Raw genomic sequence first — 18,491 nt, 5'->3', positions numbered from 1 at the left:
TTAAATTTAAAACAAAAAATACAATTATATAAATTAAACATCAATAACTATAAATTTCATTCATCTGTTAATACAAACTTCACAATTAATTAAGATTCTCCTAAAGTTTTCTTAAAAACTTAGCCTTTATTTTGCCCTTGAAAAAGAAGTAAAAGAAGTAAAATGAAAAAACAACTCCACAAGAGCATCATGCTACTTGCCTTGTTTTCTGCTGGCTATGCTTTTGCACAAAGTCAGATTTTGGAAGGTAGGGTATTGGACGAGAAAGATAACACTCCTATAGAAGGGGTAAAAGTAAAAGTAAATGGACAGGAGGTAACAACTGACATTTCCGGATACTACTCTATCAACCTTTCCCCTGGCGCCAATTACATTGTAACGGTAAGCTCCAATGGATACAACAGAAAAGAGATCAGCGAGGTTATTATCAAAAATGAAGGTAACACTCACCTTGATATTGTTCTGGATAAGCCATCAACCAAAGAAAAAGAAATTGAGGGGGTTGTCATAAAATCAAACGCAAGAAAAGAAACCATAGCCTCTACTATCGGACTACAGAAGAATGCCGGTGTAGTTTCTCAGGTTATCGGGGTTGAAGCTATTAAAAGAAGTCCGGACAGAAACACGGGGGAAGTTCTGAAAAGAGTTTCCGGGGTGAGTTTATCTGAAGGAAAATATATTGTAGTAAGAGGTTTATCAGACCGTTATAACCAGGCGATGCTGAATGGTATTCAGTTATCCAGTACAGAGCCTGACAGAAAGACTTTCTCTTTTGACCTTTTCCCAGCCAACGTTATCGAAACCCTTGTTATCAACAAAACTTTCATTCCGGAATATACCGGTGAATGGGGAGGAGCATTGATTCAGGTAAACACAAAGGATATTCCTAATAAAAACTTCTTCAACGTACAGGTAGGTGTAGGAGGAAACACTGCTACTATGGGGCAGGAATTCCATATGCAGAAAGGTGGAAAATGGGACTTTTTAGGAATTGATGACGGGTACAGAAAGCTGCCAACCAATATGCCTGCAAAAAATGCTTTCAGCATTCTGACTGAAGATCAGAAAACAGATATTGGTAAAGGATTTACAAAGAATTTAGGATACAACAGTATTGGTTATCCTGAAAACTTAAGCTTACAGCTTGACGGAGGTTTCAACACCAAATTATTCGGAAAAGATTTAGGGGTAATTGCTGTTTTAAACTATAGCAATAACAAAAGAAGAACTGAGTCTACCAACCGTTTCTTTACGATCAATGACCAGCTTGCTGATACCAACTTCGATTATTTTACAGAAAAATACAGCAATGATATTATTTTAGGAGGAATGTTGAACTTAGCTTTAAAGCTGAACAGCAACAATAAAATTTCCTTAAAGAATATTATCACTAATAATACGGTGAACCACATGTCCTTCAGAACAGGAAAGGACTTTGAATTTGATCCGATCAACGGAACAAATATTATGGCAAGAGAGATAGGATTTAAAGAAACCACTTTCTATAACTCTACCCTTACCGGTAACCACAAAATTGATGTTCTTGGCGGCCTTACTGTAAACTGGTACGGAAGCTTCGGGATCCTGGATCAGTATATTCCTTTGTTACAGCGTTTGCAGTATAACCAATACACAAACATGCCAGGAAGCCCTTATTTAGCATTGATTTCCAATGGTCTTTCTCAAAAATCAGGAAGTGTATTCTACTCTACTTTAAGTGACTATCTGTATAATGCAGGAGGTGATATCTCCAAAACATTTACCATGTTTGGTCAGAAACAAACGATCAAAGGAGGGTATTTATTCCAGGTAAAAGACAGAATATATAACTCAAGACCTTTCTCTGTAAGACTTGAAAAATTCAACCAGGGATTGCTTTCCCAGCCTTTCGAAACGATCTTCAATCCTGAAAACTTCGGAGGTAACGGTGGATTTACATTTGACGAGATTGCAGGAAACCAGTACAGATATATTGCCAATACAATCCTTAACGCCGGGTATTTACAGTTCGACAACAACTTTACACCATGGTTAAGAGCAGTTTGGGGATTAAGAGTTGAAAACTTTGACCAATTGGTAGGAAGCACGAAGAAAAGTGATGACCGTTTTGTCAACACCCGTGTTACAGATTTCTTACCTGCTGTAAACTTAACATTCAAGGTAAATCCTAAAATGAACATCCGTGTTGCAGGTTCACAGACTGTTGTAAGACCGGAGTTTAGAGAGGTTTCTCCTCTAGCATATTATGATTTTGATCTTGGAGCTACTGTAATTGGTAACAAATCTATTGAAAGAACAAAAATCACGAGTGCCGATGTTCGTTGGGAATATTACCCAAGAAACGGGGAAATTATCTCTGTGGCAGGTTTCTATAAAAACTTCAAAAAGCCGATCGAATTATACTTCAACCAATCAGGGGTAGGAACGAGTAATACCTTCAACTACCTGAACGTAGATAAAGCTGATGCTTATGGAATTGAGGCAGAATTCAGAAAGAAACTTGATTTTGTTTCTGCGCTTAAAAACTTCACATTAGGAGGAAACGTTGCCAGAATCTGGAACAAAGTAACAGACGAAGCGACTAAGATCGACAGACCAATGCAGGGGCAATCTCCGTATACTGTGAACGTAAGCCTTCAGTATGATACTGAAAAATCAGGATGGTCTTCTACGGTATTATTCAACATGATTGGAAGAAGAATCCTTTACGTAGGAAACGATCAGGTACCACCAATCTGGGAAGCACCAAGACCTCTTCTGGATTTCCAGCTTGCAAAAAAAATCTGGAGCAACAAAGGAGAAATCAAGCTGAATGTTTCAGATATCCTGAACCGTCGTGCTAAATTCTACCATGATCTGAATGACAACGGTAAGTATGACAGCAAAGATGCTCTTGCTATTGAAAGACTTTCAGGAACCAATATCAGTTTAACACTGGGATACAATTTTTAATTCACTCAACAAATAATCTAATAAATAATTTAATTCTTTATAACATGAAAAAGTTCGTTTTATATTCTTTAATGCTTGGCGCTATAGTATCCACTACCGCTTGTAGAAATATAGAAGAAGATGGACCTACCATTATTCAAAATGGAGGTAACGGAAACGGAGATACTGAAAACCTTATTCTTTCAGGAAAGATCACTTCCAGCATGACGCTTAAAGCTAACAAAATTTATAAGCTAAGAGGACTAGTATATGTAACTAACGGAGCTACTTTAACTATCGAACCAGGTACAAAGATCGTAGGTGAAGCTGATAAAAACGGAGCTTTGATCATTACAAAAGGAAGTAAAATAATGGCAGAAGGAACTGCTGCCAACCCAATTATCTTCACTTCTGAAAAACCAAGTCCTAAAAGAGGAGACTGGGCAGGGGTAGTCATTTTAGGAAATGCTCCTACTAATGCTTCTTTCGGTGGAGTAAACGGAGTTGGAGAGATTGAAGGAGGAATCAACAACTCTGAAGGTCTTGGACTTTACGGTGGAAACAATGCTGCTGATAACAGTGGTGTATTAAAATATGTAAGAATAGAATATGCAGGTTATGCATTCTTACCAGACAAAGAGATTAACGGATTGACATTCGGTGGTGTAGGTAACGGAACTACAGTAGATTACGTAGAAGTAGCTTACGCGAATGATGACAGCTTTGAATGGTTCGGAGGAACAGTAAACTGTTCTCACCTTATTTCTTACAAAGGTCTTGATGATGATTTCGATACGGATAACGGATTCTCAGGAAACATCCAGTTTGGTATCGGAGTAAGAGATTCTCAGGTAGCGGACGTTTCCGGTTCTAATGCATTTGAATCAGATAATGATGCTAACGGTTCTACTCTGGCACCTCAGACATCAGCTACATTCTCTAACATGACGATTATCGGGCCAATCAACTCTTTAGCTCCGGGATCAATCAACGCGTTATTCCAGAATGCATTACAAATCAGAAGAAACTCTTCTATCTCTGTATTCAACTCTGTATTTACAGGATTCCCTGTTGGTTTATTTATTGATGCTACAAAAGGTGCTCCAACGGATAACAATATTGTAGGTAATAAGCTGTTCTTTGAAAACAACGTTTTAGCAGGAATGCAAACTCCTTTAAAATTCGGACCATCTACTTCTACTCCGACAACGTATACATTGAACGATCTTACGACTTGGTTTAATGCTAAAGGAAATACAATCCTTGCTTCTACAGCTGATGTAAAACTTGCCGGTGCATGGGCTCCTGCAGGAACTACACCAAACTTCACTCCTACTGCTGGTTCTCCACTATTAACAGGAGGTTCATTTACTAACCCTAAATTGGCTACCTGGTTTACACAGGTAACCTACAAAGGTGCTGTAAAAGATGCTACAGATACGTGGTATGCAGGATGGACAAACTTCAACTTATAACATTATATAAGTACTTAGATTTAATTTCAAATAGAAGGCCTTCGGAATATTTCCGAGGGCTTTTTTTATTGTTATGTTCATATAGTATGACTGTCTGTCTAAATCAATATTAAGAGGTGTTCATATTGTATAAACAGAAAAAAGCAATATGAACAGTTATTTTTCTAATTGATCATGGGGTTTATGGTAGGTTTCGGCTAAAGCCGAACGAATGTATTTATATATTAATAAACGGGCTAAAGCCCGTTCCTATTGATAAAGCAAAGAAGATATTTCACGGTGTAAAAACAGATAGCAGTAATTTGAACAGTTCTTTTTCTTATTTACCACGGGTTTATGGTAGGTTTCGGCTAAAGCCGAACGAATGTATTTATATATTAATAAACGGGCTAAAGCCCGTTCCTATTGATAAAGAAGAACCCCGAAACCCGAAACCCGGACCCCGAAACTCACAATTCATAATAAAAAAAACGCCACCAGGAAAACTCCCGATGGCATTCACAAAAAACAAGTGTATAAAAAAAATATATACTTCAATTAATTTCTCCAGAATAAATTCCCATCATTCATCAGGGCTTTTATTTCAGACATTCTGGAAACTGCTTCTGCGGAACATGAAGCGTCTGTAAGAACTATGGCCGCCTCATCACCAGCTTTAGGCCATTGCTGTTTCCCTTTTTCATCCAGGGGAAGAATACTTTGAGTGGCAAACTGCAAAGTTCTTGACAATGCATATTCTGTAGCATAGCCATATAACTCGGCAATCAGATTGGCTTTCTGCAGCATACTTCCTGAACCGAAAGTACTCCAATAGTCCTGTACATTATCATTTCCGATCAACACATTCACACCATATTTTTTTAAAGTTGGAATAGGCATTATCTTTCCTTTAAAAGGCACAGAAGAAGCAATTCCTACTTTTCCGGCAGCCAGTCTTTCTGCAATTTGCTCTGTTTCTTTGGGTGAAAGATGGGCCAGGGCAAATGCATGACTTACAAATGTTTTCCCCTGCAGTGCCGGATTTTCAATTGCTTTATCAATCAGGTAATTGATTGTTTTCATTCCGGATTCTCCTGTTTCATGCAGGTGAATATCAATTCCTTTATGATGATCTAAAGCCAGCTGAACAGTAAAATCCATCACTTTTTCAATGCTTCCGTCAATACTTAATGGATCCAATCCACCGATAAATCCTACACTTTTCAATTGGGCTGCTTCTTTCATCAACGAAGCAGATTCTGTATAGTAAACTCCATGTTGCGGGAAAGCAACCAGTTCAGCTTTAAAAGAATCTTTTTTATTTTCAAGGGCCTGTTCAAGATGTTCCAGAGATTTCAATCCCGAGGTAGGATCGATATTGAAATGCGTTCTTACGAAATGAGTTCCGTAATGCTGCTGCAGACTGATCAGCTGTTCTGCTCTGCTTACGGAAGTTTTCAACAGCTCAGGAATGATTTCCTGCTCATAAGCAATCATATCTTTTACTGTTCTCCTCTTAGGAGAAAGCGCCTGCCATGGAAGACCATACAATGTTTTATCCAGGTGAATATGCATATCTCTGAATGCCGGAAGCATAAGATATCCTTTAGCATCAATCGCATTAGAAGCTGGATCATTTGCTTTTACTTCTTTTATTTTTCCGCCTTCAATTTCAATACTGAAAAGGTCAGTTTTTGTTCCGTTTACCTCTTCATTTTCGTATTCAAAACCTGTTTCCAGGCGGACATTTTTAAGGGAATATTTTCCTTTTGCAGCTAATTGATAGGGAAATTGCATGATTTAAATTTTAACAATACAAAATTAGCCCGACTTCATGTTAAAACCGGTGTATCAATTATGTCTTGTTTTGTACAGATTATTCTTTGAATTGGGATGGTGTCATTCCCGTCTGTGCTTTAAAGAATTTGGAAAAGCTTGCATGATCATAGAAACCAAGATCATATACAATATCTTTTACTGACATTTCAGAAACTTTTAAAAGCCTTTTCGCTTCCAGTAAAATACGGTCCTGAATGAGGGATGAAGCCGAAGCATTGAGGTTTTTCTTGCAGACAATATTCAGATAGTTGGCAGAAATATTCAGTTTATCCGCATAAAAAGAAACCGATCTTTCTGTTTTGAAATGCTCATCTATAAGATGGAGAAACTTTGAAATAATGGGGTTTGAATTATAGACTTCAAAATCTTTAAAGGCTCCTTCCACAGATTTGCTCACCAGCAGACCGATGAGTTCACTTCTTTTTTGAATGAGCTCCCAGAATACTTTTTCGGAGTTCAGCTCTTTCCTGATTTCCTGGAATTCATAAAGAAATGTGGCAAAAACATCCGGAGAAAGATTGATCACCGGATGATTCTGGTAATAAGAGGCTGAGAACCTTAATGACGGCAGAAAGCTTTCAAACCAGTCGCGGCTGATCATCAACTGATAACCGATAGTTTCTTTTTCAATCACCCATTGATGCACCTGATCCGGAAAAACAAGATGGATCTGATGGTCTCTTACCGGATATTCTGTAAAATCTATGGTATGTGAGCCAACTCCGTGCTCAAAAAGATTGATGATGAAAAAATCATGCTTATGGGGATCATCAATGGAACGCGCCCCGTAAAGTTCATTAAACAGCAGGTTACAGCCCTTCAGCTGATTCTCGCTAAATTCCTGAATTCCTAAGATTGGAAAATGATCCGTATGATAGCCCACTCTGCCCGATTTTCTCCTAAAATTACTAAAATTTGTGAGAAAAAACTAAAATAACCACAAAAGGGACAAAAGCTTTACCTACACCACTTCTACTTCAGTTTCTCCTTGCATTCGGTGGCTGTTTCTGAAAATTTCAATAAATTTTCAGACTTTCCTGTAAAACGTTTATACCCTTTGTGGTTTAAAAAAAACACAACTAAATTATATATATAAATTTGTAAACAACTATATCGCTGGGTCTAAAAGACAACATTTCCATCATGCACCAATGATTCCACTTCTGAAATTCTTGATACGGCTTCTGCTGAACAGCTTGCATTGATGAGTACAAAGTCTGCCTTATCTCCGGATTTCGGCCATTGCTGAGTACCTTTGTCATCTAACGGAAGAATATTTCCTGTGGCCAGTTTTAAGCTTCTTGACAATAAAAATTCTGTTGAATATCCGTACAATTGTGCCATTAAATTGGCTTTCTGAAGTACGCTTCCTGTCCCAAAAGTATTCCAGTGATCTACAATACTGTCATTTCCTGTCAGAACAGTTACATTATGTTTGTACAGCGTTGGTATTGGCATGATCAGCCTTCCGAAAGGGATTGTAGAGACAATTCCGATTTGGGCTTCTGCTAATTTTTCGGCGATTTCTTCCTGTTTTGCAGCTTCTAATTTAGCCAGAATAAAGCAGTGGCTTAAGTATGTTTTTCCTTTCAGAGAAGGATTTTCATTTACTTTTTTAATAAGATATTCAACGGTTTTTAATCCGGAATCTCCGGTTTCATGCAGATGAATATCGATTCCTTTTTTATTATCCAAGGCGAGCTGAACAGTGAAATCTACCACTTTTTCAATATCCCCATCTATATTGAACGGATCTACTCCTCCAATGAAATCAATATCCATCTTCGCCGCTTCTTTCAGATAAGGTACGGAATCTGTATAGAAAACTCCATGTTGCGGAAATGCTACCAACTCAGCTCCAAAACCTTTCTTTTTATTTTCTAAAGCTTTCTGCAGATTTTTTAATGACTGAAGTTTTGAAGTGGGTTCAATATTCACATGGCTTCTTGCATAGGAAGTTCCTTTTGACTGTAACAGTTCGATCAGTTTCTCTGCCTTAAAAGTTGAATTCTTCAGCATTTCAGGAAGCATTTTCTGCTCCAGCTCAATCATTCCTTTGATCCCTCCGGTTCTTTTTCTAACGGCTTGCCATTGATCTCCATAAAAAGTTTTATCAAGGTGAATATGCATATCCTTGAATGCAGGAAGCATCAATAGTCCTTTTGCATCTACCGCTTTAGCATTAGGCTGATTCGGAGTGATTTTTGTAATTTTTCCGTTTTCAACTTCCACATAAAACAGCTCTGTTTTGGTAGAAGCCACTTCTCCATCCTGGTATTCAAAACCTGTTTCCAGACGAACATTTTTAAGGCTCATTTTTCCTTTTGTCAAGCTATTATTTTCATCCATAAAAGGTGATGCAGTCATGATATTAGGTATAAAAGTTAATCCCGCTACAGCCAATGCTGAATTCCGGATAAATTCTTTGCGGGAGATGTCATTGCCTGAGGTCTTCATTTCCAATCTATTTAATACAAAATTAAAAAGAAGTACTCTGAACGAGGTGTATGGTTTATTACAAAATCTGTATGATTTATACTTTGTGTTGATTACGTGCTAAAATCCCGATTATCTTTTCATACTACAAATAAGGAATATATCCATCACAATTCTCTTTCCGTAGGAATCTAATGATGCTGCTTATTCTGTTGAGACTCCTACGGAGTGGCAAGGATTGTGGATAAATTTGATTGCGTAGAGTTTTTATTGATCTGCAGACTTTCAATTCAAATTATTCTGCATAAAAAAACCGGATCTAAAAATCCGGTCTTATTATTATTTATTTGAATATTCAAATTTTCTTACAGCTTCCAGTGTCATATCAATTTCTTTATCCTTGATGGCATCACTGATGAAGTATGTTTCATAACCACTTGGTGGTAAATACACTCCATTCTGCAGCATCTGATGGAAGAAATTATTAAACAATGAATGATTAGCTTCCTGCGCTTCATCAAAATTGGAAACTCTGTTGATATGGAAGAAAACAGACATCATAGAACCTTTTCTATTGATTTTATGAGCAATTCCTTTTTCGTTTAAAATTTTTCCGATTTCAAAATCTAATGTTTCTGTTGTCTTGTGTAATCTGTTGAAAAATTCAGGGTCATTTTTAATAAGCTGAAGTGTTTTTAATCCCGCTCTCATCGCTAAAGGATTTCCACTTAATGTTCCTGCCTGGTAAACACCGCCTTTTGGTGCCAGGTGATCCATAATTTCGTTTCTTCCTGCGAAAGCTCCTACCGGAAGTCCTCCACCAATTACTTTTCCGTAAGTTACTAAGTCTGCCTTTACGTTGAAAAGCTCCTGGGCACCTCCAAAAGCCAGTCTGAAACCGGTCATTACCTCATCAAAAATTAATAAAGCTCCGTTTTCATCACAGATCTTTCTCAGGTTTTGCAAGAAATTATTTTCCGGCAGTACACAACCCATATTTCCTGCAACCGGCTCTATAATTACCGCTGCAATTTCTCCCTGATTGTGACGGAAAAGATCTTCTACCTGTTCAAAATCATTATAACGTGCTAATAATGTATCTTTCGCAGTACCAGCTGTTACTCCCGGAGAATTTGGATTTCCAAAGGTAGCAGCACCGCTTCCAGCTTTGATCAGGAATGAATCTGAGTGCCCGTGATAGCAGCCTTCAAATTTTACGATCTTATCTCTTCCTGTATATCCTCTTGCCAGTCTTACGGCACTCATACATGCTTCTGTTCCTGAAGAAACCATTCTGATCTGGTCAATATTCGGGACGTTATCAATAATGAATTTTGCGATTTCTGTTTCCAGTTCTGTAGGCGCTCCGAAAGAGAACCCTTTCTCTGCCTGGATCTTCAGTTCTTCCAGTACTTCAGGATGTGTATGTCCTAAAATGGCCGGGCCCCATGAGTTGATATAATCGATGTAAGTATTGTCATCTGCATCGGTAAGGTAAGCACCTTTTGCCGATTTCATAAAAACAGGAACGCCTCCTACAGATTTGAATGCTCTTACCGGAGAGTTTACTCCTCCCGGAATGTATTTGTAGGCTTCATCAAACAAAGCCGAACTTCTCTGATACTTCATATATACTTAGTTGTTGCTGGCAGTTGCTGGTTGGCATGTAACTGTCAACGGTAAACTCTCAACAAAAAATTAAATTAGTTTCGTGGTTTTTTGTCTATTAAATAAATCAGCTGTCCTGCAGAGGGCTGTTGTCCTTCATCCATTCTGTTTTTGGCATACAATTTATTTAATTTGATTCCGAATTTCTGAGCGATATCATGCATATCTTCTCCGGATTCGGCTTTATAAGTAGCTGTATTTCCAGTAGAATTTTTTGATTCAAGGAAAACAATATCATTTTTCTTTAAGGTTTCACCTTCCAGTTCATTCCACTTTATCAGTCTGCCTTCGCTGACTTTGAATTTATTGGCGATGAATTTCACATCAGTATCTTCAGGAATTACGATATATTTCAGGCCATCATTCGGGTGGCTTTTGATAAGAATGGAATTAAGAATTTCAGCTTTCGTTTTGATTCTTTCCACTCTTTTTTGCTGTTGTGCGTAAGAAGTCTGTTTGTAAGGAACTTCTACGGTAACGGGGTCTTTAGCTTTTTTAACCGCTTTTGAAGGGTCCAGCTGTGCCATGAAAGTTCTGTCGTCTTTCAGATCCGGATACATTTTAAGTACGGCATACAATACCTCATTAGAACTGGTATTGTCGAATTCATAGAGCTTGTACTTTTCAATTTTGGTGATAAGAATTGAGGCGTAACGTGGATTGGTGGCATAGCCTGCTTTTTTTAAACCTGTTGCCCATGCTCTGTAATCCCTCATATCCAGTTTGAAAAGGTTTGCGTAATATTTTCTTGTGGATAAAAATATAGAATGATCTTCATAAGACTGTCTTGGATCGTCATACACGCGGAAGCATTCGTTAGGTGCATCATCGGTATGTTTCATCGTTCTACCGGTCCAGTCTTCTTTACATTTTATACCGAAGTGGTTTTTACCTTCCTGTGCCAATCTGCTTTGCCCTCCTCCGGTTTCTAGCAACCCTTGTGCAAGCGTAATAGAAGCAGGAATTTTATATTTTTCCATTTCTTCTACGGCATATTTAGCAAACTTCTGAATATACTGATCTTCGGTTGCCCAGGTCTGGGCAGAAAATTTTGATAAAACTAAAAGGCTTATGGATAGGAAAAGTCTTTTCATCTTATATTTTTTATTGTTTTGAAATGAAAGATGGAACACTAAGTGTTTCATGTTTTTCAATTTACTTATATAATTAAATTTCTATTCTGTTTTTCTAAAAGCAGATTAGCGCCCTCAATTCCCTGTAATCCACCAGTATGAAAGCATAAAATCCTGCTGTTTTCAGGAAAATAATCATCTTCAATCAGTTCAAAAACTTTCTCCATCATTTTTCCTGTATATATCGGTTCTAAAGGAATACCATATTTCTCTTTGAAATCATTGATAAAACGGATGTTTCCATCATTTATTTTACCGTAACCTCCAAAACATGAATCTATTAGATTAAAATTATGTCTCAAAGTTAATTCAAAAATTTTATTTTCAAGTGAAGTATCACTAACTACGTTAAATCCTATAACTTTCTGATTGTCTTCACTAAATTTTGAAATTCCTGCAACGGTTCCTCCGGTTCCAACTGCGGTGCAAAGATAGTCAAAATCTTTTGTTTGTTCATTGAGCATCATTTTCACCCCTTCCACAGCCTCTTCATTGGTACCTCCTTCAGGTACTATCAACGCCTCGGGAAACTCCTGATGAAGGAATTCTGTCAGTTTTTCTTTATGACGGTATTCTTCACGGGTGACAAATTTCAGGTTCATGCCATTTCTTTTCGCAAAAAGTAAAGTAGGATTATCCCTCCATTTATGCTGCAGTTCTTCCCCTCTTATCATTCCCAATGTTGGAATACCCGCTAAATTTCCGACTGCAGAAACCGCAGCGATATGATTGGAAAAAGCTCCCCCAAAAGTAATAATATAAGGTTTATCCGGATTTTTTTCCAGATAATGGTTCACGTTGTAAAACAATTTCCAGTATTTATTGCCTGAAATCAGCGGATGAATCTGGTCTTCCCTTTTAATGAAAAGTTTTACATTTTTATGAATGGGAATTTCCTGAATGGAAACAGGTTCTGTGGGAAGTTGTAATAGCATTTCAGTTTTACTACTCAAGGTTTACTGTTTGCAAAAGTAGGAAAAGATTTAGTGTTGTGGAGATTTTCTCTTTGTATAAAGTACTGTTTACTTATTTTTCACAACAGATTATGCAGATTGTTACAGATGATTGTAGTGATAATATCTTTTTTTTAGTTTTGGCTAAAGCCGGATGAATTGTTGATTTATTTGATAAGTGGGCTAAAGCCCACTCCTATTGAATATTGAAAAGCACAGTTTAAAATATGAAATCCCAAAATCAAACATTCCAACCTCGAAACACGAATCCCGGAACTCATCATCCTAAAGGTATTTCCTGAAGTTCCAGAATTTTCTTTTTTTGAGATAATTCAGGTTATTTTCATTCGTGTATGCTTCTCTTTCAAAAGAGATTCTTCTGTAGGCCAGATAGCCGTCTTTCAGCTTGAAAAACCAGTAATAGTATTCAATAACATAGAAAATGTAGAAGAAAATGATAAGCATTTCCAGCTGTTGGCATAAATGGATTTTTTCGTGATTGATCAATACATTATTTTCCTTATCTTCGGGTTTCCTAATGAAGATAAAGGGAAAGAGAGCAATGCCATTAATTTTTAATTTTTTTAAAGGCTTTTGGCATACAATTATCATAGTAACAAATATAAAAAGTTTTTTGACTAGCATTTAACTTATGGCCCATTATGACATCAAAGAAGGTGAAGACTTCTACTATAATGAACAGGGGTACAAGGTTTTTACAGAAAAATTTCATCTGAAAAGGGGTTATTGCTGTAAAAGCGGCTGCAGACACTGTCCTTACGGGTACGATAAAAAGACTGATACATTCATTAAAAGTGATAAAAAAAATAAATAAAATGAAAAAATATATTTTTATTTTGTTGGCATCTGCTACTTTAGGATTAACTTCCTGTAGCCCTTTTCAGGTACGTTCAGATTATGCTGAAACCGCCAATTTCAATTCTTTTAAAACGTATAAAATAAGAATTGATGATCTAAAACTGAATGATATTGATAAAGACAGAGTCCTGAATGAACTGTCGAGACAGCTTCAGAGCAAAGGGCTTCAGTCCGGAGAAAATCCAGATTTGATTATCAATGTAAAAGCTAACCATAAAAAGGTTACGGATATCAATTCTTCTTCCCCTTACGGAATGTGGGGATGGGGCGGACCATTCGGATGGGGTGTTGGAATGAGCAGAACGTGGACCTCAAATTATAATGAAGGCGCACTGATTGTAGACCTTATTGATGCAAAAACCAACAAATTGGTTTGGCAGGGTATCGGAAGCGGAATTTCTGTAGATTCTCCGAAAGCGAAACAGAGGCAGATTCCTGAAATCATGGCTGAGATTATGAAAAATTATCCGCCACAAAGAAAATAAATTTAAGTCATCCATTATATAAGCCAGTATTTTTGTACTGGCTTTTTTTATGGGTAATTATCCCGTTTTTCCATAGATAACAAATATTTGCACAGATGATTTAAATATGATCTTTAAGTTTTGGCTAAAGCCAATGGAAACTTTTTTATTTTAGACCGGGCTAAAGCCCGGTCCTATTGAATATAGAAACACCTAACACAAATCCCGAAATTCCAAAACCCGAACCCGAATCACGAATCACGAATCACGAAACCCAAACATATTCATTCACAACTTCTTACATGCTATACATTTAAAATTAACGCTTACTTAATTTTTTATTCACAAAAATGTATTATTCTTGCTTAAACTTAATATTATATGAAAAAAGTTATTTTATTTTCTGTATTTGCGGGACTTGCCCACGCTCAGGCTCCTGCAGGATACTACAATTCTGCCAACGGACTGAGTGGGGCAGCACTGAAAACGGAATTGAGCAGCATTATTACCAACGGACATGTGGACAAAGGTTACAGTGGGCTGTGGACTGCTTACAAAACCACTGATATCGATAAGGATTATGAAAATGACGGTTCTATCCTTGATATCTATTCTGAAAAGCCTGTAGGTACAGATCCTTATAATTACACTCCGGGAACCAACCAGTGTGGAACGTATTCTACGGAAGGAAATTGTTACAACAGAGAGCACATTGTTCCTCAGAGTCTTTTCAATCAGGCCTCTCCTATGGTTGCTGATATTCATTTTATCAGAGCTACGGATGGGAAAGTAAACGGAATGAGAAGTAATTATCCTTTCGGAAAGGTAGGAAGTGCTTCATTTACTTCACAGAATGGGTCAAAGCTTGGCACCTCAGTTTCTTCAGGATATTCCGGGATAGTTTTCGAGCCGATTGATGAGTTTAAAGGAGATGTGGCGCGTATGATTTTCTATTTTGTAACCCGTTACCAGAGTAAACTTTCTACTTTTTCATCAGGAAATATGTTAGGAAGCTCTACCTTCCCGGGATTGCAGACATGGGAACTGAATGTTCTTCTGGCATGGCATAATCAGGATCCGGTTTCTCAAGCTGAGATCAAAAGAAATAATGCATCTCATACTTTCCAAGGAAACAGAAATCCATTTATTGACAACCCGAATTATGTAAATCTTATCTGGGGTTCTCAACAGCCTTCAGGCGATACTCAGGCTCCAACCGCAGCAACAGGGCTTACTGTTTCGGGAAAAACTTCCAGCAGTATTTCTCTTGCATGGAATGCTTCTACGGATAATGTAGGAGTAACAGCTTACAATGTTTACATCGACGGAAATCTGGCTACTACGGTAAGTTCAACTTCAACGACTATTTCAGGACTTACTCCTTCTACTACGTATAGCTTCTATGTTGTAGCGAAGGATGCGGCAGGAAATTCGTCATCAAACAGTTCAACGGTTTCCGGTACTACCAATTCAGGAGGTACTACTCCAGCGACTAATTGTGCCAATGAAAATTTTGAAACCATTCCTGCAGCCAGTTCTACTTATTCAACCAAAACATGGAGCAACGGAGGAATCTCATGGACAGCAACGGATGCAAGAACTGATCAGACTATTAACAATAAAGCGATTACAGTAAGAAACGGGTCTTTAACTTCCGGCACCTCAGCAAACGGCATTGGTTCTTTAACGGTAACTACGCAGCTTAAATTCTCAGGAACAAATAGTACTTTTGATGTAAAAGTAAACGGAACAACCGTAGGAACTATACCTTATAGTACTTCATCTGCAACTACAACCATCAATAATATCAATATTTCCGGAAATGTAGTGGTAAGCCTGATTAATACTTCATCAAGTAACAGAGTTGCTATTGATGATCTTGCATGGACATGCTATCCGGGAACATCTGCAAGAATGGCACAAACTACAGCTTTGGAAACTTCAGCAAAGAATTTTAAAATTTCACCTAACCCAATTACTAACCAGGAGATTTTTGTAAAAGGAGATCTTCAGAAAGTAAAAAAAGCTGAAATTTATAATCTTCAGGGGAAAGTTCTTCAGACGATTGATCAGCCTTTCAGAGATGGAAATTCTATTAAAACCAGAAATCTTGGTCAGGGAATTTATATTTTGAAACTTGATCAGACTACGATGCAGTTTTTGGTAAAATAATTCAAATACTGATTTAATATAAAATGCCGGTCTCAAAAATGACCGGCATTCTTATTTTTAAACTTTAATTGATCGGATTTTTTTAACGCAGAGATTTTATTTTTTAATGTTTTATTTTTAGGGAGCAAAGAAGGATCAGCAAGCTGATTGACGAAGCAAATGTTATAGAGATATTTTATCCAGGTCCGGATATCCCGATCCTTTAAGAAGGTCCTTCCATTCTTTATTTTTGAACACGAAAAGATTGCAGCGGTATTCGTCCGGTCTGTTATCTATTTTGGTTTCGCAGTAGTAATAGAGCATATCTTTGTTTCTCCAGATAGCCACTTCCTGTCTGAGTTTATTTTGAGTCTGGATGATCTCATTATCTTTCACTTCTGATTCAAACCCTTCACGTATGGTATCAAAGCTGGGTTTCTGAAGTGTTTTGTTCAGATTATCCAAAAGTGCCGTTTTTTCCTGCTCTGTATAAATATCAAGCTGGTACATTCCCAATTCGTCTTCTTTTTCATTGGCAAGAGGACCAATTTCCTGATCTACTTTTCCGAAGTGTAAAATTACTTTATTGGTATTTTTATTATTCTTTCCTTCCAGATCTATTCCATTGAAGTGTAATAATTCTTTTGATGAAAAAGCAAGTTTTTCATTTCCGATAAGGGTCACTTCACTGGTACGTACTGCTTCTTTGGCTGTTGCTCCGGCAGATTTTAAAATTTCATTAATATTTTGACCTACAGTGATTTTAGCAAGATTAAAGGGTTCTGTCTGCGTACTTCCCTGTGTTTCAATCAAAGCCTCAGTTTCTTTATTTTTCTGCTGGCCACATGAAGCAATTGCCAAAGAGATCATTGGTATTACTATGTATTTCAATCTTTTCATAATGTTAGTGTTAGTATGCAGTTATCAATAATAAAACAGAAAAAAGTGGATTCAAGTATCCGGAATCTGTTTTTTTATTTCTTCATCCTTTTAAAGGCTTATTTTTAATTCATATACTTATACCACGGAGAAGCCGGAGGTGTGGGATATTTTAACCCGAACACAGCATTATTACGATAAGCCTCTTTGGTCACAGAAATATATTTATTTTTTATTTTCCCATCATCTTCAATGGTGATACTGAGTATGGAATAATTTTTACCATCATCCCAGAAGAAAGAGGTTGGATAAGTAAATGAATTTTTCTCATTTGGATTCCATGAAACTTTTTCGGGAGAAAGTTTTTTAAGCTTTTCAAAAATTGGCTTTACAAGTTTAGCATCTACGGTTGCTTTATCAGTGATAGAAGCTGTAGGATTTCCATGTTTTTTCACTATTTTTTCTACAAATTCCAAAGAGTATTTTTCGGCAGCATTGGTGTCAACAGCCCCTACTTTTCCTTTGTATACGGTAATTCTTGTACCCATGGTATTATCTAAGGGTATATTTCCATAGGTTATTCCTTTGTTTTCATCAGCATAATATTGAATGATATCGGCTTTTGCGGCATCTTTCAGAAATAAATCTTTGTTTTCAAAGTCATATTTTTTAGCATCATCGCCTAATGAAACTGATGAAAGGTCAAATGATTTATTTCCACAACAGATATTGATCAGTACTACAAAAATCAACATCATAAATTTTGCTTTTTTCACCTTATGAAGTGCTCGTTCCAACATTATTGATTTTGTTTTTCTTTAATTATTTTAGACCAATCGGTAAACATTTTAGTAATGGTATTGGCATTGATTAAGCTGAAAATAAACATTCCGGTAAATACCGTAAGCCAGCAATATGCCAGTTTCACTCCATTTTTGTCTGTAATAAAGAAAAGTATAAATATCGTTATTGCTCCCAGTATAAATGTGAAAAGCAATGTATACATCAACACATGAATGATGTACATATTGAATTTAAGTTTTCTAAATATCCAGCCTATCAAGGCAACGGGAATAAATAATAACAGAGGTACGAACATCGCCCCGAAGATAACAACTTCAGGATAATCTGTAATTCTGTCCTCCAGTCCAAAGAAGGTGTTAAAACTGAACCCCGTCATACTGTTTTTCTTCGTTTGTAATTTCCAGTAAAGTCTTGTCTTTATATCCTAACATTTTCGCCAGTATAACATTGGGGAATTCATGAATTCCTATGTTATAAAGGTTAACACTGTCATTAAAAAATTCTCTTCTGTCTGCTATTTTGTTTTCCAGATCGGAAATTCTTTTCTGCAGCTCCAGGAAGTTATTATTAGATTTCAGTTCCGGGTAGTTCTCTGAAACAGCAAAAAATGAAGACAAGGCCTTTGAGGTTTCATTGGCCAGGGCTGTTCTTTGGTCTGAATCTGTAGTGCTATTATAAAAAGTTCTGAGCTCTGTAAGATGTGTAAGCAGTTTTTCTTCGTAGTTCATAAAGTGCTTGGCTACCGTTACCAGATTGGGAATTTCATCTGCACGTTGTTTCAGCACCACATCAATATTCCCGTAAGCTTTGTCAACGTTAAATTTGAGCATAACTAATTTGTTGTACAGATTGATCAAAAAACTGATAATAACTACTCCTAAGAGGATAAGTAATATGATT

The 18,491-nt window shown here is 37.0% G+C and carries 16 protein-coding genes; 5 read left to right on the top strand and 11 right to left on the bottom strand.

Going from position 1 to position 18,491, the window contains the following annotated elements; all coding sequences use genetic code 11:
• Nucleotides 1–162 precede the first annotated feature (162 nt).
• Both FN817_RS14315 and FN817_RS14310 read left to right on the top strand, forming a co-directional pair.
• Complete coding sequence (locus FN817_RS14315) at nucleotides 163–2,952, top strand: TonB-dependent receptor (RefSeq protein WP_142718556.1); 2,790 nt, start codon at nucleotides 163–165, stop codon at nucleotides 2,950–2,952.
• A 44-nt stretch (nucleotides 2,953–2,996) separates the two neighbouring features.
• Complete coding sequence (locus FN817_RS14310; RefSeq protein WP_142718555.1) at nucleotides 2,997–4,406, top strand: hypothetical protein; 1,410 nt, start codon at nucleotides 2,997–2,999, stop codon at nucleotides 4,404–4,406.
• A 537-nt stretch (nucleotides 4,407–4,943) separates the two neighbouring features.
• On the opposite strand, the gene FN817_RS14305 is transcribed toward FN817_RS14310, so the two are convergent.
• The 7 genes from FN817_RS14305 to FN817_RS14275 form a co-directional block, all read right to left on the bottom strand.
• Nucleotides 4,944–6,182: an amidohydrolase gene (locus FN817_RS14305; RefSeq protein ID WP_142718554.1), complete on the bottom strand. Its 1,239-nt coding sequence runs from the start codon at nucleotides 6,180–6,182 to the stop codon at nucleotides 4,944–4,946.
• Nucleotides 6,183–6,261: 79 nt separating this feature from the next.
• Nucleotides 6,262–7,107, bottom strand: coding sequence for an AraC family transcriptional regulator (locus FN817_RS14300; protein WP_142718553.1), 846 nt, complete (start codon nucleotides 7,105–7,107; stop codon nucleotides 6,262–6,264).
• A gap of 239 nt (nucleotides 7,108–7,346) precedes the next feature.
• On the bottom strand, nucleotides 7,347–8,681 hold the full coding sequence (locus FN817_RS14295) for an amidohydrolase (RefSeq protein ID WP_142718552.1): 1,335 nt from the start codon (nucleotides 8,679–8,681) through the stop codon (nucleotides 7,347–7,349).
• Between the two features lie 318 nt (nucleotides 8,682–8,999).
• Nucleotides 9,000–10,289 (bottom strand): glutamate-1-semialdehyde 2,1-aminomutase, encoded by a 1,290-nt coding sequence (gene hemL, locus FN817_RS14290; protein ID WP_047420975.1) that lies wholly within the window; start codon nucleotides 10,287–10,289, stop codon nucleotides 9,000–9,002.
• 74 nt (nucleotides 10,290–10,363) lie between these two features.
• The gene (locus FN817_RS14285; RefSeq protein ID WP_142718551.1) at nucleotides 10,364–11,422 is read right to left on the bottom strand and encodes a glucosaminidase domain-containing protein; all 1,059 of its coding nucleotides are present in this window, start codon (nucleotides 11,420–11,422) and stop codon (nucleotides 10,364–10,366) included.
• A gap of 65 nt (nucleotides 11,423–11,487) precedes the next feature.
• The gene (locus FN817_RS14280; protein WP_142718550.1) at nucleotides 11,488–12,396 is read right to left on the bottom strand and encodes a 1-aminocyclopropane-1-carboxylate deaminase/D-cysteine desulfhydrase; all 909 of its coding nucleotides are present in this window, start codon (nucleotides 12,394–12,396) and stop codon (nucleotides 11,488–11,490) included.
• A 303-nt stretch (nucleotides 12,397–12,699) separates the two neighbouring features.
• Complete coding sequence (locus tag FN817_RS14275) at nucleotides 12,700–13,026, bottom strand: hypothetical protein (protein WP_142718549.1); 327 nt, start codon at nucleotides 13,024–13,026, stop codon at nucleotides 12,700–12,702.
• A 40-nt stretch (nucleotides 13,027–13,066) separates the two neighbouring features.
• Between FN817_RS14275 and FN817_RS14270 the strand changes: the two genes are divergently transcribed.
• The 3 genes from FN817_RS14270 (at nucleotide 13,067) to FN817_RS14260 (ending at nucleotide 15,929) form a co-directional block, all read left to right on the top strand.
• Nucleotides 13,067–13,249 carry a DUF5522 domain-containing protein gene (locus FN817_RS14270; RefSeq protein WP_047434227.1) on the top strand — a complete coding sequence of 61 codons (183 nt, stop codon included), beginning with the start codon at nucleotides 13,067–13,069 and terminating at the stop codon, nucleotides 13,247–13,249.
• A 1-nt stretch (nucleotide 13,250) separates the two neighbouring features.
• A complete protein-coding gene (locus FN817_RS14265; RefSeq protein WP_047420971.1) occupies nucleotides 13,251–13,778 on the top strand; it encodes a DUF4136 domain-containing protein in 528 nt (175 codons plus the stop codon).
• Nucleotides 13,779–14,138: 360 nt separating this feature from the next.
• Complete coding sequence (locus FN817_RS14260; protein WP_142718548.1) at nucleotides 14,139–15,929, top strand: endonuclease; 1,791 nt, start codon at nucleotides 14,139–14,141, stop codon at nucleotides 15,927–15,929.
• Nucleotides 15,930–16,091: 162 nt separating this feature from the next.
• Here the strand turns inward: FN817_RS14260 and FN817_RS14255 are convergent, their stop codons facing one another.
• The 4 genes from FN817_RS14255 to FN817_RS14240 all read right to left on the bottom strand — a co-directional run bounded on the left by FN817_RS14255 (nucleotide 16,092) and on the right by FN817_RS14240 (nucleotide 18,421).
• A complete protein-coding gene (locus FN817_RS14255) occupies nucleotides 16,092–16,808 on the bottom strand; it encodes a hypothetical protein (RefSeq protein ID WP_142718547.1) in 717 nt (238 codons plus the stop codon).
• A gap of 104 nt (nucleotides 16,809–16,912) precedes the next feature.
• On the bottom strand, nucleotides 16,913–17,587 hold the full coding sequence (locus FN817_RS14250; RefSeq protein ID WP_142718546.1) for a hypothetical protein: 675 nt from the start codon (nucleotides 17,585–17,587) through the stop codon (nucleotides 16,913–16,915).
• A complete protein-coding gene (locus tag FN817_RS14245) occupies nucleotides 17,587–17,967 on the bottom strand; it encodes a hypothetical protein (RefSeq protein WP_142718545.1) in 381 nt (126 codons plus the stop codon). The genes FN817_RS14250 and FN817_RS14245 overlap by 1 nt, the downstream gene beginning before the upstream one ends.
• Nucleotides 17,948–18,421, bottom strand: a complete 474-nt coding sequence (locus FN817_RS14240) for a LemA family protein (protein ID WP_228451569.1) — start codon at nucleotides 18,419–18,421, stop codon at nucleotides 17,948–17,950. Before FN817_RS14240 ends, FN817_RS14245 begins: the two co-directional genes overlap by 20 nt.
• Nucleotides 18,422–18,491: the final 70 nt, after the last annotated feature.

The sequence above is a fragment of the Chryseobacterium rhizoplanae genome (assembly GCF_900182655.1).
GTDB lineage: Bacteria > Bacteroidota > Bacteroidia > Flavobacteriales > Weeksellaceae > Chryseobacterium > Chryseobacterium rhizoplanae.
This window is presented reverse-complemented; position numbering and strand designations above follow the sequence as displayed.